Genomic DNA, 25701 nt, shown 5'->3' with positions numbered 1-25701 from the left:
AACATCCTATGTCCATTTCAATTGTGGCACGGATGATGTGCGGCGAAACGAAAGGAATGGACGGCATGAACGGTCTGAAGCTGCTGGCGCTCGACGAGGAAGATCTCGCTGTCGTCTCCGCCCACGTCCAGGATGCCGTGTTCAAGGTATCGGGTCTCGAATACGACGCCCGCCGCAAGCAGTTCTCGCTCGTCGTCAACCGCTTCGTCTGGGAGTCGGCCGACGGCAAGCGGCGCTCTTTCGAGCGTCGGCGCGCGCTGCTCCTGTTCAAGCGGGTGAATGCGGTCCGTTCGGTCGGCTTTGACCGGCGCGACGATGAAGCGGTGCTCGACCTGCTGACGCTCAAGTTCACGGTCAGCGGCGAGGGGCCGGAAGGCACGCTCGAACTGGTTCTTGCCGGCGATGCGTCGATCGCGCTTGACGTCGAATGCATCGAAACGCAGCTTGCGGATACCGGCGGGGCGTGGGAAACCGCTTTCAAGCCCAAGCATCCCGAAGGTGCTTGAGCCCGCTACTGCATAGTCCCTTAAATCGGCATCGATTTAAGGGCAAAATTATGCAGCAGCTTTAAAGTGTGCAGCGACCTTAGCGCGTCTTACAAGAACGCACGGCGCTGTAGACCCGAACGACACTGGCATACAAGGACGTCCCCTTTGGCAATCAGGCTCAATTTTCTCGATGGTGACTTCGAACAAAAGTTCGCGTCATTCCTGACGACCAAGCGTGAGGTGTCCGAGGACGTCAATGCGGTGGTCAAGGCGATCATCGACGACGTGCGCGCGCGCGGTAACGCGGCGCTGGCCGAATACTCCAAGCGTTTCGATGGCGTCGATTTCGCCGTGACGCCGATGGCCGTCAGCGCCGCCGAGATCGATGCGGCGATCCAGGCGGTCGAGCCGGAGGTTCTGGGCGCGCTCAAGGTCGCAGCCACGCGCATCGAGGCCCACCATGCCCGCCAGCGCCCGAAGGATGATATCTACGAGGACGCCATGGGCGTCGGCCTCGGTTCGCGCTGGACGGCGGTCGATGCCGTCGGCCTTTATGTGCCTGGTGGTACGGCGAGCTATCCGAGCTCGGTGCTGATGAACGCGCTGCCGGCGAAGGTGGCGGGCGTCCCCCGCATCGTCATGGTGGTGCCGGCGACCGGCGGCCAGATCAACCCGGCGGTGCTTGCCGCAGCAAGGCTTGCCGGCGTTGAGGAAATCTACCGTATTGGCGGCGCGCAGGCCGTTGCCGCCCTTGCCTATGGCACCGAGACGATCGCGCCGGTTGCCAAGATCGTCGGCCCGGGTAATGCCTATGTGGCCGCCGCCAAGCGCCAGGTCTTCGGCACCGTCGGCATCGACATGATCGCCGGCCCATCCGAAGTGCTGGTGATTGCCGACCGCAACAACGACCCGGACTGGATTGCCGCCGATCTTCTCGCCCAGGCCGAGCACGATGTCGGCGCCCAGTCGATCCTGATCACCGACGATCCGGCTTTTGGCCAGGCGGTCGAGGATGCGGTCGAGCGGCAACTGAAGACGCTGCCGCGCGCCGATACCGCATCGGCAAGCTGGCGCGACTTCGGCGCCGTCATTCTCGTGCCCGATCTCGAAAAGGCCGTGCCGCTGGCCAACCGCATCGCCGCCGAACATCTCGAGCTCGCGCTTGCCGATCCCGAGCCGATGGTCGCCAAGATCCGCAACGCCGGCGCGCTCTTTGTCGGCCGTCACACGCCGGAGGTCATCGGCGATTACGTCGGTGGCTCCAACCACGTGTTGCCGACGGCGCGCTCGGCGCGCTTTTCCTCCGGCCTCGGCGTGCTCGACTACATGAAGCGCACGTCGATCCTGCGGCTTGATCCCGAGCAGTTGCGGATCCTGGGGCCGGCGGCGATCGTGCTCGCCAAGTCCGAGGGCCTTGAGGCCCATGCGCGCTCCGTCGCCATTCGCCTCAATCTCGGGGATGCTGGATGAAGGCGGACCGCAACCTGCGCCTCTGCGATGTCGTTCTGGACGAAACCATCGGCCGCTCGACGCCTGACGTGGAGCACGAGCGCGCAGTTGCGATCTTCGACCTGCTCGAAGAGAACCTGTTCGAACCCGTCGGCCATCCCGGCGGACCTTACAGGCTCAATCTCTCGCTCGTCGATGCGAAGCTGGTCTTCGCGATCTCGACCGAAAAAGGTGGCGACGTCGCCACCCACATCCTCTCGTTGACACCGTTCCGCCGGATCGTGAAGGACTACTTCATGATCTGCGAGAGCTATTATGAGGCGATCCGTTCGGCGACGCCAAGTCAGATCGAGGCGATCGACATGGGCCGCCGCGGCATCCACAACGAGGGTTCGCAGACCCTGATGGATCGCCTGTCCGGCAAGATCCGGCTGGACTTCGACACCGCCCGCCGCCTGTTCACGCTCGTCTGCGTGCTCTATTGGCGCGGGTAGAGGCGGGACCGGTATGACGGGAACCGAGGCACCGCAGTTGAAAACGCACCGCTCGGTCCTCTTCATGTGCGGCATGAATGCTATCCGCTCCCCGATGGCCGAGGCGCTGGCCAAGGCGGCGCTGCCAGCGGGGACCTATGTCGCCTCCGCCGGTGTGAGGCACGGCGAACGCGATCCGTTTGTCGACGTGGTCATGGCTGAGGTCGGCCTGAGCCTTGGCCGTCACCAGCCTCACACGCTGGACGAACTCGAAGACGATTACTTCGACCTCATCGTCACCTTGGCGCCCGAGGCGCACCACAAGGCGCTCGAATTGACTCGCTCGATGGCCGTCGACGTGGTCTACTGGCCGACGCCGGACCCGACGGTGGCTGTCGGCACCCGCGAGCAGATCGTCGATGCCTACCGCGCCGTACGCGATCACCTTTCGACGCTGATCCAGCATCGGTTGGTCGGCTCGCACAGACGAGGGAAAATTTAGGAGCTTCATCGAAATCCGTGGCTGGTTTCCGACGACGGCTCTTTTGCATGTCTTCTTAGATTCCAACCGATTTGAGGCTAAAGACATGCGGCGGTTCAAAGTGCTATAGCGACCTCTGCGCCTCTGATAGGACGCGCGGCGCCGTAGCCGTCACAAAAGCGCAAAAGCCGGTGTTAGACGGTTCACAAATCCTCGTCGATTGTGTAGTTTCCGGCGAATTTTTCGGGATGCCTGACGTATCCCTAAACAAAGATGGAAAGAACAGTCCTACATGGCGAAAGAAGAAGTCCTTGAATTTCCGGGCGTGGTCACGGAATTGCTTCCCAATGCGACCTTCCGTGTGAAGCTCGAAAACGAGCATGAGATCATTGCTCACACGGCCGGCCGCATGCGCAAGAACCGTATCCGCGTTCTGGCCGGCGACAAGGTTCTCGTTGAAATGACCCCGTACGACCTCACCAAGGGCCGTATCACCTACCGCTTCAAGTAAGCCGCTCCGGCTCTACGCAATTCCTGGAGCATTTCCGCTTCTTCTTCGAATCGCGAAAACGCTCTAACCTTCGGTTTGGATTGCAATTCCAGACGCAAAACCGCCTAACGCATTTTTGCTGGAATTGCTCTGGAGTGACGGCTCGTTCCGATGACAGTGGCCAAGAAACTGATACTGGCGTCCGGCTCGCCGCGTCGCGTCGAAATTCTGGCGCAGGCGGGCATCGAGCCCGCGCGCCTGATGCCGATGGATCTCGACGAGACGCCGAAGCGTGCCGAACATCCGCGTTCGCTCGCAAGGCGTCTGTCGGCTGAGAAGGCGCGGGCGGCACTTGCGGCGATCAAGGGCGAACCCGGCTGGGACGGAAGTTATATCCTGGCGGCCGATACGGTCGTCTGCGTCGGCCGGCGTATCCTGCCGAAGCCGGAACTCGTCAGCGAAGCCTCCAGCGCATTGCACCTGCTCTCCGGCCGCAGCCACCGCGTCTATACCGGCGTATGCCTGATCACCCCGGACAAGACGCTCAGGCAGAAGGTGGTCGACACCAAGGTGCGCTTCAAGCGCCTGTCCGGTTTTGATATCGAAAGCTATCTCGCCTCGGGCCAATGGCGCGGCAAGGCGGGCGGCTACGGCATCCAGGGAATTGCCGGCAGCTTCGTGGTGAAACTCGTCGGCTCCTACAGCAACGTCGTCGGCCTGCCACTCTACGAAACCGTCGGCCTGCTTGTCGGCGAAGGCTACGATGTGCACAATCGTTGGCTGGAAGGCTGAGACCGGTGACCGAGGAAACGAAGAAGAGCGGTTCGAACGTCGCGCCCTTGCGGGCGCCTCGACCCTGCCCGGAATGCGGCCGGCCGTCGCATCGGGAGCACTATCCCTTCTGCTCCGACCGCTGCCGCAACGTCGACCTCAACCGCTGGCTTTCCGGCTCCTATGCCATTCCGGTTGCCGACGATGAGTCGAAGGCCGACGACGGCGACGATCGCTAGGGCTTACCGCTGCGGCCGGGGCGCAGGCCGGCCTTCCCCTCTGCACATCTCTGCAGTGAGCGACGCCCGGAAGTTCCTGCGCGCCGCCGGTGAATGCGGCCGCCGTTTTCGGCCTCCGAAGACCATTTCCTCGTGCAGCGTACCGGGGGAGGCGAACACGATCTCTCTGAATCTCTTTGTCTTTTTGGTTTTTTCAGCTGTCCACAGGATTTCGGTCAAAAAACTTTCATTTGGCGCTGGACACCGCCGAACAAGATGCTATAACCCCGCTCGCTTCCGGGGCAAACACAAGCGCCCCGATGGTTCCGCAAGGGACCGCTGCCCGAAACGGCAGGATGCCCGGATAGCTCAGTTGGTAGAGCAGCGGATTGAAAATCCGCGTGTCGGTGGTTCAAATCCGCCTCCGGGCACCATTTTTCTTCTCGAAGATCTGGTTTCCATGGCGCTTGAAGCGTCAATGACGCGATGCGTCCAAGAGATTTTTAAGGAAGCCAGAGATTGCTTCAGGACGAGAGACGACCGCGAGCGCTGGAACGCGTTCATTGTCACCCCGTTTCCCAAACCGGCTTGGAAGCGCATCTCGTAGCAATCGACTTTCGCTCAGACGCTGATGGTCACCATCGAAGCGGCGTCGGAGCATCCTGCAGTCATTCCCGTTGAGTGGTCGCGTTTGCGCGAAGGGAGCGATGACCAGCGTATGCCAGCCGAGCGTTGAGTAGGCTTGCGTAACAACTCCGGCCCATCGCTGATCTGCATTGATCCTCCACTACATCGCAGACGAGACCGGGCGGCTGTTACCTGCGTTACACGTCCGTCGCAGCTTCCGCCTATTCTCACGCCCGGGAGGACCTGAGCGGCGAACGTCTTCGCCGCGTAATCGATGTCACGAAACCGCAATAAAAACAGGGTCGTGGCAGGGTCAACCGAGGATCAGAAATGCGTAAATTTGCCAGGCTCTCTTTAGCAACGCTCGTCACAGCAACGATCGCCGCCGGTGCGTCCGTTCCCGCTCTCGCAGGAGGCAGCTACTACAAGGGCGTGTCACCGACGCCGGTCAATGAAGGCCACCAGAGCGAGAAGTACAATCCGCCCGGAAAGACCGTAAATCGCCCGCCGCCGAGAAACGGTTCCTACTACAAGGGCATCATGCGCAAGTAGGAAGAGCACGTGAGAGGAAGCCGATGGGCCGAAATGCCGCTTGGCTATCGACCGCCGGTCTGTCTCTCAGACGATGACATCCATGAAAACAAGGAAGGGCGCCGTGGCGCCCTTTCGTTTCAGATCAGAACATGACTGAGAATATCGCCTTCGCTGACCACCAGGTTCGGCGGGTAACCGTTGCGCAGATAATGCTTGCGGTCGCTATCGGCGGTAATGAACACGGCGGTACGGGCAATCTCGTCCGCTGTCATTTGTGTCGTTGGCGGAACGACGGCGATTTCGGAGCGCAGGCCAAGCTCGCGCAACAGTGCCTCGATCGCGCCATGGTCGTCCACGCCGTGAAGGACGAGCCGATCGATTTCCGCGATCGCGTTCGTGTGCCACGTGACGGTCTGAAGAGCGACCAGGAGGGGCAGCGCCCCTCGTACCTGCTGCACCTCGGGATGGTGCTCGAAACCGCCCAGCATCAGCCGCGTGTAGAGTTCATAGGCGCGAACGTAGTCCTTCTTCATCATCCACATGCGTAAGGCGACGCTCATGCGGACCATGGTGAAGTCCTTGATCTGCGCGTCGAGGTAGGCGCGGCGATCGGCGGTCAGCTTCACAGCGCCGCGTTTGGCGCCGCTATAGAGGAAGTATTCAAGGCCGCCGCGATACGTGTCCCAGCCCGTCAGTGTTTCAGCGTGGCCAGCCTGCGCCCGATCGCGGACGATCTTGGACCTTATCACCTGACGATAGAACGGCTTCTTCAGGAAGGCGACGGCGCCCAGTTCTAGAAAATGCGCGAGATAGGCGAAGGCCCAATAGGCGATGTGCCGGGGTGCCCAAGCGGAGCGCAGAGCTGCGGTCCGGTAAATGCCGATCTCGGGAAAGACATGTCGGTCGATGAGAAAATCGAAAACCGGCTCGAATTCCCGTTTCTTGAACTTCATGTCCTTGTCGACCGAATAGAACGGCGCACCGTCACATCCGTCGATCTCGTCATGCGTGTACCAGGGCGCAAAGCAGGCGGTCACTTCGGGATTGAGATCCAGATAGCGGATCGCCTCGCGCAAGCCATCGTTGATGAGCACGTCGTCGTCAGCCAGATAGAGCGTGTACTCACCGACCGCGCGGCTGACGGCGCTGATGACGTTGGAAATCGCGCCGAAATTCTCCGACTGGCGGAAATAGCGGATTGGCAGCCCCTTGGCGATAAAGCGATCGACGATCTCCCGGGTGCTGTCGGTCGAGGCATTGTCGGAGATGACGATCTCGTACTTGTAGGAGAACTGGTAGAGTGCGACGAAGTAGTCGAGCGCCTTTTCGAGGAAGGGCGCGCGGTTATAGGTGGGAATGCAGATGCTCAGCTTAACCTGGCTCACTCGCCTCTCCATTGACAGTCATGCGACATCGAGCCCGCGGTAGACCGCTCGCATCGCGTTTGCTTGCACCGCCGGCGCGAAACAGCAGTGGCTGGCGATGCATCGGCAGGGGCAGACACCTCCAGGCGCAAGGGGCAATGCGCGAAGCGTCCATCCGACGTTTCCTTATTCCGCCTCGATCTTGCGTGAGCCTTATCTTGAAGAGAGGTGGGGGCAGCGGGCCACGGTTATAGAAGGGGAGCAGAACCCTCCGTTAGCGATTTGTTAACCATGCTGAGGCAGTCTCGATGGCTGTACAACGACGCTCGAACCCCGTGTTCATCGAGCGACCCGCCCCAAAGCAGACGCATTCGTTCATTCCTAAGGGAGCAGAGAAGGATGTACGAAATGGCAGCTCATATGATGAAGATGCTGATGAGCATCATGGCCGCGCTGTCGCTCGGCTCGCTGCTGTTTCTGATGGCCGTTCTCTAACAACGGCCAAAAGTTCGGGCGGCGCGCCCGTCAGGGGTAGAGGTAGAACTGGTCCCAGCTCTCGTGCGGTACAAGCTCGCCGATCTTGTATTCGAACGACAGGACATCCACTGCATGTTTCCTTTAATCGTAACCGATTAAAGGACAAAACATGCAGCAAATCAAAGTGCTACAGCGACCTTTGCGCGTCAGCTAAGACGCGCGGCGCTGTAGGTGCTCCGCGTCGGTACGGCACTTGAACTTCAGCTTGTACCACTCCCCCTGGCTGCGGAAGACTGCGCCCGGCGCCTTCATCTTGTCTTCCTTCACGATGGGTTCGGCGAAGGTGTAGGCGATGACCTTGTCCGGCTTGAAGGTCGACTTGTCGGCGTTGATGCGCTCCATCGCCTCGGTGTCGCATCGCTGTTCCAAGCGGGTCTGAGGGTCGAGCTTTTCGAACTGGCGTACCAGGGATTGGTCCATCGCCGATGCCGGGGAGAATGTGGCGGCGAAGATGAGCGGGTACGCGATTGTCTTCATGCTCGACGAATTCCTGCCATGAAAAAGAACCGGACCCGGCAAATCACTCCGCGACGCGCCTGCGGTTTCAGTTAAGCATTGTGGCCATTCCAAGGCGCGGGGATCACGCTTCGGAAACGTCGATCCACTCGGCGCCCGTCAGTTCGACGATGCGGGCGGGGCTGATATGCACGGCCGCATTGGTGGCGCCGGCTGCCGGCACGACGATGTCGTAGGCCTTCAGGGACTCGTCGCAATAGATGCTGTGCGGCTTGGCAAGGCCGAAGGGGCAGACGCCGCCGACCGGATGCCCGGTCTCCGCTTCCACCTCGTCGAAGCCGAGCATGCGGGCCTTGGTGCCGAAGCGGGCCTTGTACTTCTTGTTGTCGAGGCGGGCGTCGCCGCGCGTAACGATCAGGATCACGTCGTCGCCGACACGGAGCGCCAGCGTCTTGGCGATCTGCGCCGGTTCGACACCGTGGCCCTCGGCCGCAAGCGCAACCGTGGCGGTGCTCTGTTGCAGCTCGATGACGTCGATGTCGGGGGCATGCTGGGAAAAGAAGTCTTTGACGGAGGCAAGGCTCATGGCGAACGGTTCACGTTATTGAAAAAGCTAGGGCGATCAGCCGCGGGGCAAAGGTCGTCTTCTGCGCCGGGTGCGCAAATCTCTCAATCGTCGTTGGAGGCGTCAAGGTCTTCCGGGCGAAGACCTTCCTGCCGCGGGGGAAGGTAGCCATGGCTGGTGAACCAGTTCTCGAGGATTGCGATGATCGCCTGGTCTCGCGTCTGCATGCCTGGATGATCCGCGATGAAAGACTTGAGCGCCGTTTCGATCTTGTCGGTGTAAAGCGCGTTCATGCTTGCCTCCGTCTGGCAATATGCGGTTTCCGTCCGGTGACCCGTCCAGCAGATTACAGTGCTACAGCCCCCTTCGCGCGTCCAGATGGAACGCAGGCGCGAAGGGTGACCGCGCCGGTCTGGATCAGGCCTGTTTGACGATTCGGATCAGCACCAGGAGGATGATCGCGCCGATCGTCGCGTGCAGGATTGCGGAGAGAATGCCGCTGCCGAGGGTGATGCCGATCGCCGGAAAGAGGTAGCCGGCGATGAAGGCGCCGATGATGCCGACGACCATATTGCCGACGAGGCCGAACCCGCCGCCCTTGACGATGAGGCCGGCGAGCCAGCCGGCCACGGCGCCGACGATCAGGAAGACGAGAATGCTTTCAATACCCATGAATTGTCCCCTTTCCATTGGATCTCGATTGGAAAGATAGATCAGGAATCGAAATCAGATAGGGGGCAATTTCATCGTAAGGCGATTTTTTGAGCGCTTGGGCGCAAGCGGCAGCGCCGGCCCCCGCGGACACGGCGCCGCTCGATGGTATCAGACGATGCCGCCTCCGCCGCCGGCAACGGCCGGGCGCTCAGCCGCGACTTTCGCGCGGTAGCCGCTGTTGCGATAGGCCGCGACCGGCGCCACCGCCCCGCCATTCTCAAGTCGCGCCATCGCAAGGATCGGCTCGACGTCGGTGCGGAAGGCGGTCTTCAGGGTCTCGCTCGCCATCAGCGCGTCGTTGTCTTCCTGGCAGCCTTCGAGCGCCGTGCGGTCGACGATCAGCGCCTGCGCATAGGCGCGGCAGACCTCGGTCGCGCTCGTCATCAGGCTTTCGATCGGATCGGTGACATTGTGGCTCTGGTCGAGCATATGCGCGGGCCTGAAGCCCTTGGCGCCGTGCGTTTCCGCATCCACCAGCTCGTTGAAGACGAGGAACAGGCGATAGGGGTCGATCGCGCCCGTGTCGAGATCGTCGTCGCCGTATTTCGAATCGTTGAAATGGAAGCCGCCGAGCTTGCCGAACTGGATGAGGCGGGCGACGATCATTTCGATGTTGACGTTGGGCGCATGGTGGCCGAGGTCGACGAGGCAGAAGGCCTTGGGGCCGAGCTCCTGGGCGATCAGGTAATTGGTGCCCCAGTCCTGCACGACGGTCGAATAGAAGGCCGGCTCGAACATCTTGTGCTCGGTAAAGACGCGCCAGTCATCAGGCAATGCCGCATAGACCGATTTCATCGCATCGAGATACCGCTCGAAGGCGCGGGTGAAATTGCTCTGGCCGGGAAAATTCGAGCCGTCGCCGACCCAGACGGTCAGCGCCTTCGAGCCGAGCTGCCGGCCAATCTCGATGCATTCGAGATTGTGTTCCACCGCCTGGCGGCGCGTGGCGGCGTCGACGTGCGACAGCGAGCCGTACTTGTAGGAGTGTTCCTGGCCCGGCGCGTCGGAGAAGGTGTTGGAGTTCATCGCGTCGAAGCCGAGGCCGAGCGAAGTGCCTTTCTGCTTCAGTTCGGAGATGTCGCTGACCTTGTCCCAGGGGATATGCAGCGAGACGGTCGGCGTCGCCCTGGTCAACTGCTGGATGACTGCGCAATCCTCGAGCTTGTCGAAGATGTTGCGCGGTTCGCCCTTGCCGGGGAAGCGGGCAAAGCGCGTACCGCCGGTGCCGACACCCCAGGAGGGGACGGCGACACCATAGGCGGCGACCTTGCGCTTGATCTCGTCGATCGCGATACCACGCCGGTCGAGTCGCTCGCCGAGGCTCTCGTAGTCCCGGCGAAGTGCCGCAAGACGGCTGTCGTTGTCGGCCTCGACCGTTGCCTGGCTGATCATGGTGGTCGTCATGGCGTTCTCCTCGATCAGCGCGTGAACGACTGGGCGTTGCCCGCGTCGACGTTGATGATGTTGCCGGTCGATTTCGCCGACATGTCGGAGGCGAGGAAGTAGATCGCCTCGGCGATGTCCTCCGGGAAGACGCTGAGCTTCAGCATCGAACGTTCGCGATAATGCGCTTCCAGGTCGTCGACATCCATCTTGTAGGCGGCGGCGCGCTGCTCCTTCCATTCGCCCGTCCAGATTTTCGAGCCGCGCAGCACCGCGTCCGGATTGACGACGTTGACGCGGATCTGTGCCGCGGCACCTTCGAGCGCCAGGCAGCGGGCGAGATGGATCTCGGCCGCCTTGGCTGTGCAATAGGCCGAGGCTCCGGGCGAGGCAGCAAGGCCGTTCTTGGAGGCGACGAAGACGACGTTGCCGCCGGCCTTCTGCTGGCGGAAGATGCGGAAGGCCTCGCGCGACACGAGGAAATAGCCGGTCGCCAGAATCTCGATGTTCTTGTTCCAAAGCGCCAGTGTCGTGTCCTCGACCGCGGCGGAGGAAGCAAGGCCGGCATTGGAAACGAGGATGTCGAGGCCGCCGAAGGCGAGCATCGTGTCGCGGAAGCCGTTCTCGACGGCTTCTTCGCTGGTAACGTTCATGCTGACGGAGCGCACGAAATCCTTGCCGTAGCGTGCGGAAAGCTCGCCCGCAGCGGCGGCGAGCGCAGCCTCGTCGATATCGGCCAGCACCACGCAGGCGCCTTCCTGCATCAGCCGGTTGGCGGTCGCCTTGCCGATACCGCCGGCGCCACCGGTCACGAGCGCGATCCGGCCGGCCAGGCTCTTCGGCTTCGGCATGCGCTGGAGTTTGGCTTCTTCAAGCAGCCAGTATTCGATGTCGAAGGCCTCCTGTTCCGGCAGGCCGACATAGGTGGAGACACCGGAGGCGCCACGCATGACGTTGATGGCGTTGACATAGAACTCGCCGGAGATGCGGGCGGTTGCCTTGTCCTTGGCAAAGGTAATCATGCCGACGCCGGGCACGAGATAGACGACCGCGTTCGGGTCGCGCATGGCAGGGCTGTCGGCATGCTTGCAGCGCTCGTAATAGGCCGCATAGTCGGCGCGATAGGCAGCGATCGCCTCGGGAAGGGCGGCAAGCGTCTTGTCGACATCGGGATTGGCCGGGTCGAAATCTATCACCAGCGGCCGGATCTTGGTGCGTAGGAAATGGTCGGGGCAGCTCGTGCCGAGCGCTGCGAGCGGCTCCAGGTCGCGCGCGGTGACGAAATCGAGCACCGCCTGGCTGTCGTCGAAATGACCGACCTTGCGCTCGTCGGTGCTGATCAGCCCACGGATGACAGGCATCAGCTTGCGGGCGACATCGGCGCGGGCAAGATCATCAAGCACCGGCTTCACCGCGCCGCCGAAGGCCGGCTTGGTGTTCTCGGCTTCGAACCAGGCAATCGCCTTGTTGATGATCTCGATCGTCGTCTCGTAGGCTTCCTTGGCCGTGTCGCCCCAGGTGAAAAGGCCGTGGCTTTCGAGCACGACGCCGCGTGCCCTGGGGGTTTCCAGGCAGAATTTTTCGAGCCACAGGCCGAGCTCGTAGCCCGGTCGCTTCCACGGCAGCCAGCCGATGTCGTCGCCGAAGATCTTTGCCGTCAGCTCGCGGCTGTTCTGCGATGCGGCAATCGCGATGATCGCGTCGGGATGCATGTGGTCGACATGCTTCTTCGGCACATAGGCGTGCAGGGGGGTATCGATGGAGGCGGCGCGCGGGTTGAGGTTGAAGGTGCAATGGGGCAGGTAGCCGACCATCTCGTCTTCGAACGCGACGCCGCGATAGATCGACTTCAGCGCGTTGAGCTTGTCCATGTAGAGCGTCGCGAAGCCGTCGAGCTTGATCGTGCCGACGTCGCCGCCCGAACCCTTGACCCAGAGAACCTCGACCGTGCCGCCGCCGAGCGGATCCTTCTCCATCACCTTGGCCGAGGTGTTGCCGCCGCCGTAGTTGGTGATGCGCTTGTCGGAACCGAGCAGATTGGAGCGGTAGAGCAAACGCTCGGATTCGCTCATGCCGGCAGCCTTTGCCTCGTCCCAAAGGTTTGCAAGTCGTGCGCCCTGCTGCTTGTCGAGCATCTCGAATTCCTCCCGGTCTGATGCCGCGCGGCTTGGCGGCCGCGCAGAGATATGGTTGGCATCAGATCACAGGACTTGAGTGTTAAAGTCAATCAAAAACGATCAAGTTCGCGCATATTGCGCTGCACAATGAAAAAATATGATTGATTGTGATTGACAATGGTCGATCGTGATGGAAGCATTGATGGTATCGGAGGAGCGCATGCACGAGAAAGAAAGACACCGGATCATTCTGTCGGCGGTTCAGGAAAAACCCGTCGTCACCGTCCAGGAACTGGTCGATCTGACCGACAGTTCCGAGGCGACGATCCGGCGCGACATCGCAGCGCTTCACGTACAGAAGAAGCTGCGCCGCGTGCGCGGCGGCGCCGAGGCGATCAACCCGCCGCAATTCGTCGGGCTTGCCGGCCGTCCGTTCAAGGTCAACGAGGGGCTGCATGCCCGCGAGAAGCAGGCGATCGCCAAGGAGGCGGTGGCACTCTGCGAGGATGGCGAGCCGATCATCATCAATGGCGGCACGACCACCTTCCAGATGGTGCATTTCCTCAGCAATCGCCGGATGCAGGTTTTCACCAATTCCTTCCCGATCGCCGAGCATCTGCTGAAGCACTCGAAGAACACGGTGATGCTGTCGGGCGGCACGATCTACCGCGAGCAGAACATCATCCTGAGCCCCTTCGACAACGACGTGACGCGCAACTTCTATGCGCGCCGCATGTTCATGGGGGCTCAAGGGCTGGGGCCGCTCGGCCTGATGGAGGCCGATCCGCTTCTGATCCAGGCGGAACAGAAGCTCATCGACCAGGCCGACGAACTCGTCGTGCTGGTCGACTCGTCGAAATTTCACAAGCGCTCCAGCCTCATCCTCTGCGGGCTGAAGCGGATCGCCACGGTGATCACGGATTCGGGCATCGAGGACAGGCATGCCGCGATGCTCGAAAATGCCGGGGTGAGGCTGGTCGTTGCCAGCAGCAGGGCCGGCATGGATGCGGAGAACATGTCCTCGTCCGCCTGAAGCGGGCGAGGTGAGGGGAAGGTGACGGTCACGGTCGATAAGGGGCCGGGTCGTTGCCGAACGGAGGAAGTCGCGCCGGCTGCGTGTTTCGCGCACCGGTCAATGGGAGGAAATGAGCATGAAGATCCTGAAATCACTGATGGTCACGGCCGCCGTTTCGCTGGCGCTGATGGCCAATGCCGCACATGCGGAAAACAAGAAGATCGCCCTCGTCGTCAAGGCGCTGGGCATCGGCTTCTTCGAGGCTGCCAACAAGGGCGCTCAGGAAGCGGCCAAGGAATTGGGCGATGTCGAGGTGATCTATACCGGCCCGACCTCGACGACGGCGGAAGGCCAGATCGAAGTGATCAATTCGCTGATCGCCCAGAAGGTCGACGCGATCGCCGTCTCCGCCAACGACACCGACGCCCTGGTGCCGGCGCTGAAGAAGGCCATGGACCGCGGCATCAAGGTGATCTCCTGGGATTCCGGCGTCGCCAAGGAAGGCCGGATGATGCATCTCAACCCGTCCTCGAATGCGCTGATCGGCAACATGATCATCAAGCTTGCCGCCGACAACCTGCCTGAAGGCGGGGACGTCGCCGTGCTGTCCGCTTCGGCGACCGCGACCAACCAGAACACCTGGATCGCGGAGATGAAGAAGGTCCAGGGCAACTACAAGGGCATCAACGTCGTCGCGACCGTCTATGGCGACGACCTTGCCGACAAGTCCTATCGCGAGACGCAAGGGCTCATCCAGTCCTATCCGAACCTGAAGGCGATCATCGCGCCGACCTCCGTCGGCATCGTTGCGGCGGCGCAGGCCGTCACCGACGCCGGCAAGATCGGCCAGATCAACGTCACGGGTCTCGGCCTTCCCTCGGAAATGGCCGGCCACGTGAAGTCGGGCGCCTCCAAATCGTTTGCGATCTGGAACCCGATCGACCTCGGCTATTCCGCGACGATGCTTTCCTACGACCTGATCAACGGTGCGGAGGCCAAGCCCGGTGCCGAGTTGAAGATGGGCCGCATGGGCACGGTCAAGCTCGACGACAACAATGAAGGCGCCATGGCCGATCCGTTCGTCTACGACGCCAAGAACGTCGAGGAATTCGCCAAGATCTTCTGATCTGCGAAGGGAGTTTGCCCCTCATCCGGCCTGCCGGCCACCTTCTCCCCGTCCGACGGGGAGAAGGGAACACGTGGCGACGCCTCGCCCTTCATGAGCGTCGGCACGAACGGCGACCCACTAGCGTGTCCCTCTCCCCGCTGGCGGAGAGAGGGCCAGGGTGAGGGGGCTTCCTTCTCCGAAAGAAGATGAAGGCGGCCTCGTCGTAAAGACCGCTGCCTACTTGAAACGACTGAATTGGTGGACTGACTCTTGCTCCAGGATACGCTCACATCGCGGATAAAGCCCGCCATCGCGCTTAAGGGGATCTCGAAGTCCTTCCCTGGCGTCAAGGCGCTCTCCGACGTTTCGCTGTCGCTCTATCCGGGATCGGTGACCGCGCTGATCGGCGAAAATGGCGCCGGCAAATCGACGCTGGTGAAAATCCTGACCGGTATCTATCAGCCGGACCAGGGCACGATCTCCGTCGGCGATCAGGAGGTGCATTTCCCGACGGCGCTTGCCGCGGCCCGCGCCGGCGTCACCGCGATCCACCAGGAAACCGTACTCTTCGATGAGCTTTCGGTTGCCGAGAATATCTTCCTCGGTCACGCCCCGCGCAATCGCTTCGGGCTGATCGACTGGAAGAAGCTCAATACCGATGCGCGCGCCCTGCTGGCGCGAGCCGGTGCCGATTTCGATCCGACGATCCGGCTCCGCGATCTCGGCATCGCCAGGAAACACCTCGTCGCGATCGCCCGCGCCCTTTCCGTCGACGCCCAGGTGGTCATCATGGACGAGCCGACGGCCGCGCTGTCGCACAAGGAAATCTATGAGCTCTACGCTCTCGTCGAGCGGCTGAAGGCCGACGGCAAGGCGATCCTCTTCATCAGCCACAAGTTCGACGAGATCTTCCGCATTGCCGATCGCTATACCGTCTTCCGCGACGGAACCATGGTGGACGAGGGACTGATCGCCGATGTCAGCCAGGATAAGCTGGTGCGCCTCATGGTCGGCCGCGCCGTCGGCTCGGTCTACCCAAAGAAGGACGTGGCGATCGGCGAGCCGGTGCTGACCGTCTCGGGCTACCGCCACCCGACCGAATTCGAGGACATCAACTTCGAGCTTCGCCGGGGCGAAATCCTCGGATTCTACGGCCTCGTCGGCGCCGGCCGTTCGGAGTTCATGCAGTCGCTGATCGGCGTCACCCGACCTTCCGCCGGTGCGGTTCGGCTCGACGGCGAGGTGCTGGTAATCCGCAGCCCGTCCGAAGCGATCCGCAGCGGCATCGTCTATGTGCCCGAAGAGCGCGGCCGGCAGGGCGCGATCATTGGATTGCCGATCTTCCAGAACGTCACCCTGCCGTCGCTGTCGCGCACCTCGCGCTCGGGTTTCCTGAAACTTGCCAACGAGTTCGCGCTTGCCCGCGAATACACCTCGCGTCTCGATCTGCGCGCCGCTTCGCTCGACCAGGATGTCGGCACCCTTTCAGGCGGCAACCAGCAGAAGGTCGTCATCGCCAAGTGGCTGGCGACGAGGCCGAAGGTGATCATTCTCGACGAGCCGACCAAGGGCATCGATATCGGTTCCAAGGCGGCGGTCCATGCCTTTATGAGCGAACTGGCGGCCGAAGGCCTGAGCGTCATCATGGTCTCCTCGGAAATCCCCGAAATCATGGGCATGTCCGACCGCGTCATCGTCATGCGCGAGGGCCGGATTGCCGGGCGGTTCGAGCGCGCCGAACTGACGGCGGAAAAGCTGGTGCGCGCCGCCGCCGGCATTCAGGAGGCCGCATGATGGCGAAGTTTCTCAAGAACCGTGAGCTCCTGCTCGTCGGCGCGATCGCCGTGCTGCTCGCGCTGATCACCTTGCGCTTTCCACCCTTCGTGGCGCCCGCCAATCTTGCGCGCGTCTACAACGACACGTCGATCCTGATTATTCTGGCGCTTGGCCAGATGGCCGTGATCCTGACGCGATGCATCGACCTTTCGATGGCCGCCAACCTGGCGCTTTCGGGCATGGTGGCCGCGATGCTGAACGCTGCCTTTCCGGGCCTGCCGATCCCGCTGATCATCCTTGCAGCGATCGCGCTCGGCACGGCGCTCGGCATGATCAACGGGGCGCTCGTCTGGAAGCTCGATATTCCGCCGATCGTCGTCACGCTTGGCACCCTCACCATCTATCGCGGCCTGATCTTCCTCCTGAGCGGCGGCAAGTGGATCAATGCCCACCAGATGAGCGACGCGTTCAAGGCGCTGCCGCGTGACGAGCTTGTCGGATTTCCGGTTCTCTCCTGGCTGTCGCTGGTCATGATCGGGCTCGTCTTCCTGCTGATGAGCCGCACGGCGCTCGGGCGCGCCTTCTATGCCGTCGGCGGCAATCCGCATGCGGCCGTCTATACCGGTATCGACGTCGGCCGGACCCGCTTCTCGGCCTATTGCCTTTCGGGTGCGCTCGCCGGGCTTTCCGGTTACCTCTGGGTGTCGCGCTACGCCGTCGCCTATGTCGACATCGCTGCCGGTTTCGAGCTCGATATCATCGCGGCCTGCGTCATCGGCGGCATCTCGATCGCCGGCGGTATCGGCACTGTCGCAGGCGCGGTGCTCGGCGCGCTGTTTCTTGGCGTGATCAAGAATGCCCTGCCGGTCATCAACATCTCGCCCTTCGCCCAGATGGCGATTTCGGGCATGGTCATCATCATTGCCGTTGCCGTCAACGCTCGCGCCGAACGGCGCAAGGGACGCGTCATCTTGAGAAAGGCGGAGGCTGTCTGATGGCCGAGACCCACCTTACCCCCCGCAACGTCCCCGATCGCCTGGAAGGCCGTGGCGCGCGTCTCTTGAAGAGCTGGGAAAGTCTGCTTTTCGTCGTCGCCTGCCTGATCTTCCTGGGCAACTCGCTGGCATCGCCCTACTTCCTCGACCCCTGGAACCTTTCGGACGCGACGTTCAACTTCACCGAAAAGGCGATGATCGCCTTTGCCATGGCGCTGGTGATCATTTCGGGCGAGATTGATCTCTCGGTGGCCTCGGTCATTGCGCTCGCCTCGACGGCGATGGGCTATGCCGTCCAGCTTGGTTTCGATACGCCGGCGCTGGTGGCGATCGGCCTTTCCGTCGGCCTCGTGTGCGGCGCCATCAACGGCCTTTTGATCACCGGTCTCGGGCTTCCGTCCATCGTGGTGACCATCGGCACCATGAGTCTCTTTCGCGGGCTTTCCTTCATCATCCTTGGCGACCAGGCCTTCACCGGCTATCCCGGCAGCTTCTCCTGGTTCGGCCAGGGATATGTCTGGTGGGTGTTTTCCTTCGAGTTCACGCTCTTCGTCCTCCTTGCTGTCGTCTACGGCGTCGTGCTGCACAAGACCAATTTCGGCCGTGCGGTCTATGCCGTCGGCAACAATCAGACGGCGGCGCTCTTCTCCGGCATCCGGGTCGCGCGCATCAAGTTCATCCTGTTCCTGTTGACCGGGCTGATGGCCGGGCTGGCCTCGATCTGCCTGACTTCGCGCCTCGGCTCCACCCGTCCCTCGATCGCGCTCGGATGGGAGCTCGAAGTGGTAACGATGGTCGTGCTCGGCGGCGTCAACATTCTCGGCGGCTCCGGAACCATTCCCGGCGTCGTGCTCGCGGCGCTGATCATGGGCATGGTGACCTTCGGCTTCGGCCTGCTCAACGTGCCTGGCATTGTCATGTCGATCTTCATCGGCCTGCTGCTGATCTCGGTGATCGCGCTTCCGATCCTCTGGCGGCGCGCGCGCCACCGTCTTGCGCATTGAGGTTCCCATGGAAAAATATGCGTTCCGCATGCGGCTGAACCCTGGCATGGCGGCCGAATACAAGGCCCGGCACGACGCGATCTGGCCGGAGCTGGCGGCGCTTCTGAAGGAGGCCGGCGTCTCCGATTATTCCATCCATCTGGACGAGGAGACCAACCTGCTCTTCGGTGTGCTCTGGCGGACCGACGATCACCGCATGGCCGACCTGCCATCCCATCCACTGATGCAGAAATGGTGGGCCTACATGGCCGATATCATGGAAACGCGTGGCGACAACGAGCCGGTGGCCGTACCGCTCACGACCGTCTTTCATATGGACTGATGTGATGCGGGTCGTTGGCGTTATCGATATCGGCAAGACCAATGCCAAGGTCGCGGCGGTCGATCTCGACCGTTTCGAGGAAATCGCCGTTCGCAAGACGGCGAATGCGGTGCGCACCGACGGTCCTTATCCGCATTTCGATATCGAGCATCTCTGGGCCTTCGTGCTCGAGAGCCTCGCGGCGCTCAATGCCGAACACGCCTTAGAGGCAATCTCGATCACCACTCATGGCGCGACGGCGGTGGTGCTTGATGCGGCCGGTGATCTGGCGCTTCCGGTGCTGGATTATGAATATGCCGGCCCCGACAGTCTTGCCGCCGAATATGATGCGGCACGGCCGCCGTTTTCCGAGACCGGCTCCGCACGCCTGCCGATGGGCCTCAATGTCGGCGCGCAACTCTTTTGGCAGCAGAAGACCTTTCCGGATGATTTTGCGCGGGTCGCCTCGATCCTCACCTATGCGCAATACTGGACCTATCGCCTGACGGGCGTGCTTTGCAACGAACTGACCTCGCTCGGCTGCCACACCGATCTCTGGAACCCGCGAGCCGGGACCTTCTCGTCCCTGGTCGAGCGTCAGGGCTGGCGGCCGCTTTTCGCGCCGGTGCTGAAGGCAAGCGATATCGCGGGCGCCTTGCGGCCGGAACTCTGCGCCGCGACCGGGATTGCGGCCGAGACGCCTGTCTATTGCGGGATCCATGACTCCAACGCCTCGCTTCTCCCGCATCTGCTGACGCGGGCCTCGCCCTTCACGGTGGTCTCCACCGGCACTTGGGTCGTCATGCTGGCGGTCGGCGCGGAGCCGAAGCCACTCGACGAACATCGCGACACGCTCATCAACGTCAATGCGCTTGGCGATCCCGTGCCCTCGGCCCGCTTCATGGGCGGCCGGGCGTTCCAGCTTCTATTGGGGGAAGGGGTGGTTCCCGCAACGCCGGACGTGGAGGCGGCCGTCGCCAAAGCCGGCCATATGCTGCTGCCGTCGATACCCGAGGGCTCCGGTCCCTTTCCGGCTTCAAAGGCGATCTGGACGACCGACGAGAAGGCGCTTAGCCCCGCCGAGCGTTTTGCCGTCGTGTCGTTTCACCTGGCGCTGATGACGGCCACCTGCCTCGATCTGATCGGAGCGCGCGGGGAGGTCGTCGTCGAGGGACCGTTTGCGGTCAATACGGCCTATCTGCGTATGCTCGCAGCCGCGACGGGCCGGCCGATATTCGCCGATCCCCACAACGTTACGGGTACGAGCCTCGGGGCAGCCTGCCTCGTTAGTGGATCCAGGGTCAGGACCGGGGTCCAGCCGGTTGCGGGCGAGGTTCCCGGGAGCTTCGTTACCTATGCGCGCGCATGGCGCGAGATGGCGCTCGAACATGCGGACAAAGAAAAGCGGCCGTAGAACATCCGCTCACGGTCGCAAGATGCTTGGTTGTGTCAGTAAGAGACGGGCCAGGGCCCGATCAAAACACAGAGCTGCGCTTTACCGACCGGTTGTGCTCGATGTTGAGCACGATCGATACTGCCATCATTGTCAGGATTGCGGTGAGTGCGGCGCCAATTCCAAGAACAATCATTGTTCGTTTCCTGTAAGCGCATCGTCATGATGTCGCTTTACCTGGATCACGGTGATTTAGATCGCACCGACCCAATCATAAACGTGATCGATTTCTCATAAGTTAGAGCAGGATGCGGGAGGAAAACCGCACACACTTTTCCCCATCCCATTCTCGCGAAGGTTTCTTCGCGCACTCGGCGCCCACTTCACTTTCGCTTCGATACGCGAGCGCAAGTCGAAGTACAATTCTAAACTCTTGTGATTGAGAACCTGTTGGTTTCAGGGGTCTTTATTACAGTTTTGTTGCGGTGCGAAAACACGCGCGAAAACACCCTGCGAACTTTAGTGAATCCGATTAGAGGCGAGAGACCGTTAACCTTCAAGCAAGGAATTAACCATAAACATGGTCCCACACGTCGGAATGGGATAATTCACAAGTCTCCTCAAGGCATGATGCCGCCCCGCCGTACCGGTTCCGGTCCGGTATCAATCTTCACCGAATTTACTTGCGGGATGAACGATAGCAGACGCCGCCGGCGGGGGCTGATCTCATCAATGTGGCGTGCACGTCCGGTGGACCGTAGCTCCCCTTGATCCTCCCCAGGCAAATTCCGAACGCGCAATACCCGGGGATCAGCGTTGAGGCAGGAAGCGTCGTCAGAACAGGCAAGGAAGGGCCAGGCAGGCAGCCTGCTGGAGCGCTTGCGTTTTGCCGGGCTTGACGACGAGAGCTGCAACCGCGTCCGGGACCACAGACAGAAGCTTTCTCCCCGCATCGACCAGGCGCTTCGTGACCTTTTCCAGCGCCTGCAGACCTATCCCGATGCCGCCCGCCATTTCGATAGCGATCGCCAGATCGATCGTCTTCAAGACCTGCAATCGTCGCACTGGAACGTGCTGACGGACGCGCGTTTCGACGGTCTCTATGCCGAGCGCGTCAAGGTGCTCGCCGATACGGCCAGCCGCATGGGTCTCGATCCGCGCTGGCAGATGGCAAGCCATGCGGTCGTGCTCGAACATCTCCTCGTCGGTCTCATAGAAGAGGCCTGGCCCAGATCCTTCCTGCCGATGGGCAAGGCGCGTCGCCGCGAGCTCTGCGAGCTCGTCGCCGCGCTCGTGCGTACCGTCTTCGTCGACACGGAGATCGGCGTTTCGCTCCGTTTCAATGCCCTTCGCCAGCAGCACCAGCGGCAATTGACCGAGCAGCGCAGCGCCGACGAACAGGAAGTCAAGGCGCTCTTCGGCGACTTTGCCGAGAGTTTGAGTCAGGGCGATCTCGGCGCGCGCCTGCCGGAATCGGCAGCGGAGGCGTACCAGCCGATCGTGGCCAGCCTCAATACGGCGCTGGAACAGATTCAACAGAGCCTGCAGGCATCCGATCGCCACAACCGTTCTGCCGAGGCCCTCGTCGATCGCATACGTGGAAACGCGGCCGCTTTCTCGGACAAGGCGAGCGCCGAAGCCGATGCGCTGTCCGGGCAACTTGCAGCGCTCTCGGACATGGCCTGCCGCATGGCGTCAGGCTCCGGCCGCATCAGCGCGACCGAAACGAAGGCCAACGAAACCCGCATCGCTGTCGAGCGCAGCGGCGAAATCGCCGGCCAGGCCATCACCGCCATGGCCGATATCGAAGCGTCCGCCGAAAAGATCGGCCAGATCATCGGCGTCATCGACGAGATCGCCTTCCAGACCAACCTGCTGGCGCTCAATGCCGGCATCGAAGCGGCGCGGGCCGGCGACAGCGGCCGCGGCTTTGCCGTCGTCGCCCAGGAAGTGCGCGCCCTGGCGCAGCGCTCCGGTGAGGCGGCCCGTGAAATCAAGCAGCTCGTCTCCGGCACCAAGGCGCAGGTCGAGACCGGCGTCGAGATCGTCGGCCGCACCCAGGACGCGATCAGCAGCATCGTCGAGCAGGTCACGTCGATCAATTCGGCGGTTTCCGGCATCGCCCGCGAAGCGGAGCAGCAGGTCGGTGACCTCCGGGGCGTCGCTGCCGAGATCGGCACGATCTCTGAGCGCGTGCAGGCAAGCGCCGTCCTGGCCAGCGAAGCCACCCGTTCGTCGGACGATCTCCACACCGTCATTGTCGAGCTTGGCGAAACGATCCGCCGGTTCCGCCTGGAGCGGCGCCATCCTGTTTCGTCAGCCGCCGGCCGCGAGCCGCACAGGCCGGCTCCGGGCGTGATTGCCGAGGAGCCGATGGTCGCGCTGTTCGACGACGGGCCGCAGCGCCAGCTCGCCGGATGGCAGCGCTGATTTCGAGAGCAGCACAGAGTTAGCAGTCGAGGAAGACAGGAATGGCCAGCAAGAAGACCGCTCAAAAGACGCTCAGCCTCGCCCCGGTATTGGATCTGAACGAGGCGACGGCGTTGCACGAGAAGCTGGTCGCTCTCAAGGGCAGCGACATCGTGATCGACGCTTCGGCGGTCGAGCGGGTGGGCACGCTTTGTGTTCAGGTGCTGATGGCTGGCGCCAAGACCTGGGAAGAGGATCATTTGTCTTTCACCTTCAGCAAGGTGTCGGACGCTTTCGAGAAAACGACACAGCTCATCGGGGTCGAGATCGACCATCTGGTGGCAAAGGAGATTTGAGAAATGAAGAAGCGAGTTCTGACGGTCGACGACTCCCGGACGATCCGAAACATGCTGCTGGTCACGCTGAACAATGCCGGCTTCGAAACGATCCAGGCCGAGGATGGCGTCGAGGGCCTCGAGGTTCTCGAGGAGGCCAATCCAGATGTGATCGTCACCGACATCAACATGCCGCGTCTGGACGGCTTCGGCTTCATCGAAGGCGTGCGCAAGAACGACCGCTACCGCGCCATTCCGATCCTGGTGCTGACCACCGAAAGCGACGCGGAGAAGAAGAACCGTGCCCGTCAGGCGGGCGCAACCGGCTGGATCGTCAAGCCGTTCGACCCGACGAAACTCATCGATGCAATCGAGCGCGTAACGGCCTGAAGTCCGGGGATAGCCTCCAATGGATATGAACGAAATCAAAGAGATCTTCTTCCAGGAATGCGAGGAGCAACTCGCCGAGCTGGAATCGGGTCTGCTGAAGCTCAATGACGGCGACCGCGACCCGGAAACGGTCAACGCGGTGTTCCGCGCGGTCCACTCGATCAAGGGTGGTGCCGGCGCCTTTGGGCTCGACGACCTGGTCTCCTTCGCGCATGTGTTCGAGACGACCCTTGATTGCGTTCGTTCCAACCGGCTGGATCCCGGGCCGGAAGTTCTGAAGGTCATGCTGAAGTCGGCCGACGTTCTGGCCGACCTCACCAATGCCGCTCGCGATGGCGGCAGCGTCGACGAGGCGCGCAGCCGACAGCTCATCAAGGAACTCGAAGCTCTGGCGAACGGCGAAGTGCCGCAAGCATCCGCAGCGCCGGTCGAAGTGGTCGCCAAACCCGTTGCCGCCGTGGCCGCGCCGCCGGTCAACGAGGAAGGTTTCCAGCCGATCGCCTTCTCCTTTGACGACTTTGAAGCGGCCGAAGAACCGCCGCTGATGGAAACGCCCACCTACGAGATCGTTTTCAGGCCGAAGTCCGATCTCTATGCCAAGGGCAATGAGGCAACGCTGCTTCTGCGCGACCTCTCCCGCCTTGGCGATATGAGCATCCATTGCGATATGGGCGCCCTGCCGACACTCGATCGGTTGAGCCCGGAGAGCGCCTACTTCTTCTGGAAGATCGCGCTCAAGACCGACAAGGGCGAGGACGCGATCCGTGCCGTCTTTGAATTCGCCGAGTGGGATTGCGACCTGGAGATTTCCCTCGTTTCGGACGAGGCCCCGTCGTCAGACGAAGAGCTGCCGATGCAGCCGGTGCCCTTCGATCTGTCGATCCTTGACGATGAGCCCGCGGTCTCGGTCGGTGTCGTCGAGGAGGAAGAACAGCTTGCGTCCCAGCAGCTCAGCAACGCCGCGGTTTCGGCTGCAGGGACAGCCAGCAACGTGCTGCAGATGGCGCAATCCGCAGCCCGCGCCCCGGCCGAGAAGGCAGCACCCGCCGCCAATGCCGCCGCTCAGAGCGCTGCCGCCCAACAGGCCGCCGCATCGGCCGCCACGCCGACGATCCGTGTCGATCTCGACCGTGTCGATCGTCTGATCAACCTCGTCGGCGAGCTCGTTATCAACCAGGCGATGCTGTCGCAGAGCGTCGTCGAGAACGACACCAACGGCACGTCCTCCATCAACATGGGCCTCGAAGAGCTGCAGCAGCTTACCCGCGAGATCCAGGACTCGGTGATGGCGATCCGCGCGCAACCGGTGAAGCCGGTGTTCCAGCGCATGTCGCGCATCGTCCGCGAAATCGCCGACATGACCGGCAAGTCGGTCCGTCTCATCACCGAGGGTGAAAACACCGAAGTCGACAAGACGGTCATCGACAAGCTTGCCGAGCCGCTGACCCATATGATCCGCAACGCGGTCGACCACGGCCTCGAAACGCCGGAAAAGCGCCTTGCCGCCGGCAAGAGCGCCGAAGGCACCGTGCGCCTGACGGCCAAGCACCGTTCGGGCCGCATCGTCATCGAGCTTGCCGACGATGGCGCCGGCATCAACCGCGAGAAGGTGCGCCAGAAGGCGATCGACAACGACCTGATCGCTGCCGACGCCAATCTTTCGGACGAAGAGATCGACAACCTGATCTTCCACGCCGGCTTCTCGACGGCGGACAAGATTTCCGACATTTCCGGCCGCGGCGTCGGCATGGATGTGGTCAAGCGCTCGATCCAGGCGCTTGGCGGTCGTATCAACATCTCCTCGAAACCGGGTCACGGTTCGGTCTTCACCATGAGCCTGCCGCTGACGCTGGCCGTGCTCGACGGCATGGTGGTCACCGTTGCCAACCAGACGCTCGTCGTGCCGCTGACCGCGATCGTCGAGACCCTGCAGCCGGAAGCGTCGGCGATCCACTCTTTCGGCGCCAACCAGCGGCTGATCTCGATCCGCAACTCCTTCTGCCCGCTCGTCGACGTCGGCCGCATCCTCAACTTCCGCGCCATTCAGGCGAACCCGGTCGAGGGTGTCGCACTTCTGGTGGAATCGGAAGGCGGCGGCCAGCGCGCCCTGATGGTCGATGCGATCCAGGGGCAGCGCCAGGTGGTGATCAAGAGCCTCGAGGCCAACTACACCCACGTGCCGGGCATCGCCGCCGCGACCATTCTCGGCGACGGCCGCGTAGCGCTCATCCTCGACGTCGATGCGATCGTCGCCGCTTCGCGCGGGCAATCGCTGAAGCCTGAAATGTCACTTGCTGCAGTCGGATAA

26 protein-coding genes, 1 tRNA gene and 1 pseudogene are annotated in these 25701 nt (G+C 62.2%); 20 read left to right on the top strand and 8 right to left on the bottom strand.

Going from position 1 to position 25701, the window contains the following annotated elements:
• Positions 1 to 65 precede the first annotated feature (65 nt).
• The 9 genes from ACQ5BM_RS15345 to ACQ5BM_RS15305 all read left to right on the top strand — a co-directional run bounded on the left by ACQ5BM_RS15345 (position 66) and on the right by ACQ5BM_RS15305 (position 5549).
• The gene (locus ACQ5BM_RS15345; RefSeq protein WP_429812646.1) at positions 66 to 506 is read left to right on the top strand and encodes a DUF2948 family protein; all 441 of its coding nucleotides are present in this window, start codon (positions 66 to 68) and stop codon (positions 504 to 506) included.
• A 147-nt stretch (positions 507 to 653) separates the two neighbouring features.
• Positions 654 to 1958 carry a histidinol dehydrogenase gene (gene hisD / locus ACQ5BM_RS15340; protein ID WP_429812643.1) on the top strand — a complete coding sequence of 435 codons (1305 nt, stop codon included), beginning with the start codon at positions 654 to 656 and terminating at the stop codon, positions 1956 to 1958.
• The gene (locus tag ACQ5BM_RS15335) at positions 1955 to 2431 is read left to right on the top strand and encodes a UPF0262 family protein (protein ID WP_173515559.1); all 477 of its coding nucleotides are present in this window, start codon (positions 1955 to 1957) and stop codon (positions 2429 to 2431) included. Before hisD ends, ACQ5BM_RS15335 begins: the two co-directional genes overlap by 4 nt.
• A 13-nt stretch (positions 2432 to 2444) precedes the next feature.
• Entirely contained in the window at positions 2445 to 2912 is a 468-nt protein-coding gene (locus ACQ5BM_RS15330) for a low molecular weight phosphatase family protein (RefSeq protein ID WP_429812640.1), read from the top strand.
• Positions 2913 to 3183: 271 nt separating this feature from the next.
• Positions 3184 to 3402 (top strand): translation initiation factor IF-1, encoded by a 219-nt coding sequence (gene infA, locus ACQ5BM_RS15325; protein ID WP_004435948.1) that lies wholly within the window; start codon positions 3184 to 3186, stop codon positions 3400 to 3402.
• Positions 3403 to 3552: 150 nt separating this feature from the next.
• Positions 3553 to 4173, top strand: coding sequence for a Maf-like protein (locus tag ACQ5BM_RS15320; protein ID WP_429812636.1), 621 nt, complete (start codon positions 3553 to 3555; stop codon positions 4171 to 4173).
• A gap of 5 nt (positions 4174 to 4178) precedes the next feature.
• Positions 4179 to 4391, top strand: coding sequence for a DNA gyrase inhibitor YacG (gene yacG, locus ACQ5BM_RS15315; protein WP_429812633.1), 213 nt, complete (start codon positions 4179 to 4181; stop codon positions 4389 to 4391).
• Positions 4392 to 4728: 337 nt separating this feature from the next.
• Positions 4729 to 4804, top strand: a tRNA-Phe gene (locus ACQ5BM_RS15310).
• A 523-nt stretch (positions 4805 to 5327) separates the two neighbouring features.
• Complete coding sequence (locus tag ACQ5BM_RS15305) at positions 5328 to 5549, top strand: hypothetical protein (protein ID WP_429812630.1); 222 nt, start codon at positions 5328 to 5330, stop codon at positions 5547 to 5549.
• Positions 5550 to 5668: 119 nt separating this feature from the next.
• Here ACQ5BM_RS15305 and ACQ5BM_RS15300 read toward each other — a convergent pair whose 3' ends face one another.
• The 8 genes and pseudogenes from ACQ5BM_RS15300 to ACQ5BM_RS15265 all read right to left on the bottom strand — a co-directional run bounded on the left by ACQ5BM_RS15300 (position 5669) and on the right by ACQ5BM_RS15265 (position 12685).
• Complete coding sequence (locus tag ACQ5BM_RS15300; protein ID WP_429812627.1) at positions 5669 to 6916, bottom strand: glycosyltransferase family 2 protein; 1248 nt, start codon at positions 6914 to 6916, stop codon at positions 5669 to 5671.
• 504 nt (positions 6917 to 7420) lie between these two features.
• Positions 7421 to 7498 (bottom strand): annotated as a pseudogene (locus tag ACQ5BM_RS15295) (DUF930 domain-containing protein); the annotation flags it as partial.
• A gap of 84 nt (positions 7499 to 7582) precedes the next feature.
• The gene (locus ACQ5BM_RS15290) at positions 7583 to 7909 is read right to left on the bottom strand and encodes a DUF930 domain-containing protein (RefSeq protein WP_429812624.1); all 327 of its coding nucleotides are present in this window, start codon (positions 7907 to 7909) and stop codon (positions 7583 to 7585) included.
• Positions 7910 to 8012: 103 nt separating this feature from the next.
• Positions 8013 to 8474: a YbaK/EbsC family protein gene (locus tag ACQ5BM_RS15285; protein ID WP_247958125.1), complete on the bottom strand. Its 462-nt coding sequence runs from the start codon at positions 8472 to 8474 to the stop codon at positions 8013 to 8015.
• Positions 8475 to 8557: 83 nt separating this feature from the next.
• The gene (locus ACQ5BM_RS15280) at positions 8558 to 8746 is read right to left on the bottom strand and encodes a hypothetical protein (RefSeq protein WP_429812622.1); all 189 of its coding nucleotides are present in this window, start codon (positions 8744 to 8746) and stop codon (positions 8558 to 8560) included.
• A 124-nt stretch (positions 8747 to 8870) separates the two neighbouring features.
• Complete coding sequence (locus ACQ5BM_RS15275) at positions 8871 to 9125, bottom strand: GlsB/YeaQ/YmgE family stress response membrane protein (RefSeq protein ID WP_429812620.1); 255 nt, start codon at positions 9123 to 9125, stop codon at positions 8871 to 8873.
• A gap of 150 nt (positions 9126 to 9275) precedes the next feature.
• A complete protein-coding gene (gene rhaI, locus ACQ5BM_RS15270; RefSeq protein WP_429812617.1) occupies positions 9276 to 10571 on the bottom strand; it encodes an L-rhamnose catabolism isomerase in 1296 nt (431 codons plus the stop codon).
• Between the two features lie 14 nt (positions 10572 to 10585).
• Positions 10586 to 12685 (bottom strand): bifunctional rhamnulose-1-phosphate aldolase/short-chain dehydrogenase, encoded by a 2100-nt coding sequence (locus ACQ5BM_RS15265; RefSeq protein WP_429812615.1) that lies wholly within the window; start codon positions 12683 to 12685, stop codon positions 10586 to 10588.
• A 202-nt stretch (positions 12686 to 12887) separates the two neighbouring features.
• Here ACQ5BM_RS15265 and ACQ5BM_RS15260 point away from each other — a divergent pair, with 202 nt between their 5' ends.
• The 11 genes from ACQ5BM_RS15260 (at position 12888) to ACQ5BM_RS15210 (ending at position 25701) form a co-directional block, all read left to right on the top strand.
• A complete protein-coding gene (locus ACQ5BM_RS15260) occupies positions 12888 to 13700 on the top strand; it encodes a DeoR/GlpR family DNA-binding transcription regulator (RefSeq protein WP_429812613.1) in 813 nt (270 codons plus the stop codon).
• Positions 13701 to 13818: 118 nt separating this feature from the next.
• Entirely contained in the window at positions 13819 to 14808 is a 990-nt protein-coding gene (gene rhaS, locus ACQ5BM_RS15255; RefSeq protein WP_173515571.1) for a rhamnose ABC transporter substrate-binding protein, read from the top strand.
• A 279-nt stretch (positions 14809 to 15087) separates the two neighbouring features.
• Positions 15088 to 16584, top strand: coding sequence for a sugar ABC transporter ATP-binding protein (locus ACQ5BM_RS15250; protein ID WP_429812904.1), 1497 nt, complete (start codon positions 15088 to 15090; stop codon positions 16582 to 16584).
• The gene (locus ACQ5BM_RS15245) at positions 16581 to 17561 is read left to right on the top strand and encodes an ABC transporter permease (RefSeq protein ID WP_429812610.1); all 981 of its coding nucleotides are present in this window, start codon (positions 16581 to 16583) and stop codon (positions 17559 to 17561) included. The genes ACQ5BM_RS15250 and ACQ5BM_RS15245 overlap by 4 nt, the downstream gene beginning before the upstream one ends.
• Complete coding sequence (locus ACQ5BM_RS15240) at positions 17561 to 18565, top strand: ABC transporter permease (protein WP_429812608.1); 1005 nt, start codon at positions 17561 to 17563, stop codon at positions 18563 to 18565. The genes ACQ5BM_RS15245 and ACQ5BM_RS15240 overlap by 1 nt, the downstream gene beginning before the upstream one ends.
• A 7-nt stretch (positions 18566 to 18572) precedes the next feature.
• The gene (rhaM, locus tag ACQ5BM_RS15235) at positions 18573 to 18887 is read left to right on the top strand and encodes an L-rhamnose mutarotase (RefSeq protein WP_429812605.1); all 315 of its coding nucleotides are present in this window, start codon (positions 18573 to 18575) and stop codon (positions 18885 to 18887) included.
• Positions 18888 to 18891: 4 nt separating this feature from the next.
• Positions 18892 to 20280, top strand: coding sequence for an FGGY-family carbohydrate kinase (locus ACQ5BM_RS15230; RefSeq protein ID WP_429812602.1), 1389 nt, complete (start codon positions 18892 to 18894; stop codon positions 20278 to 20280).
• 795 nt (positions 20281 to 21075) lie between these two features.
• Positions 21076 to 22689 (top strand): methyl-accepting chemotaxis protein, encoded by a 1614-nt coding sequence (locus tag ACQ5BM_RS15225; RefSeq protein WP_429812600.1) that lies wholly within the window; start codon positions 21076 to 21078, stop codon positions 22687 to 22689.
• 41 nt (positions 22690 to 22730) lie between these two features.
• Positions 22731 to 23024 (top strand): STAS domain-containing protein, encoded by a 294-nt coding sequence (locus ACQ5BM_RS15220; RefSeq protein WP_429812598.1) that lies wholly within the window; start codon positions 22731 to 22733, stop codon positions 23022 to 23024.
• 3 nt (positions 23025 to 23027) lie between these two features.
• Positions 23028 to 23393: a response regulator gene (locus ACQ5BM_RS15215; protein WP_025425897.1), complete on the top strand. Its 366-nt coding sequence runs from the start codon at positions 23028 to 23030 to the stop codon at positions 23391 to 23393.
• A 19-nt stretch (positions 23394 to 23412) separates the two neighbouring features.
• Positions 23413 to 25701, top strand: a complete 2289-nt coding sequence (locus ACQ5BM_RS15210; RefSeq protein ID WP_429812596.1) for a chemotaxis protein CheA — start codon at positions 23413 to 23415, stop codon at positions 25699 to 25701.

This window comes from Ensifer sp. B1-9 (genome assembly GCF_050474445.1).
GTDB lineage: Bacteria > Pseudomonadota > Alphaproteobacteria > Rhizobiales > Rhizobiaceae > Ensifer.
Note: the sequence above shows the minus strand (reverse complement) of the source record. Positions and strands in the feature narration are given on the sequence as shown.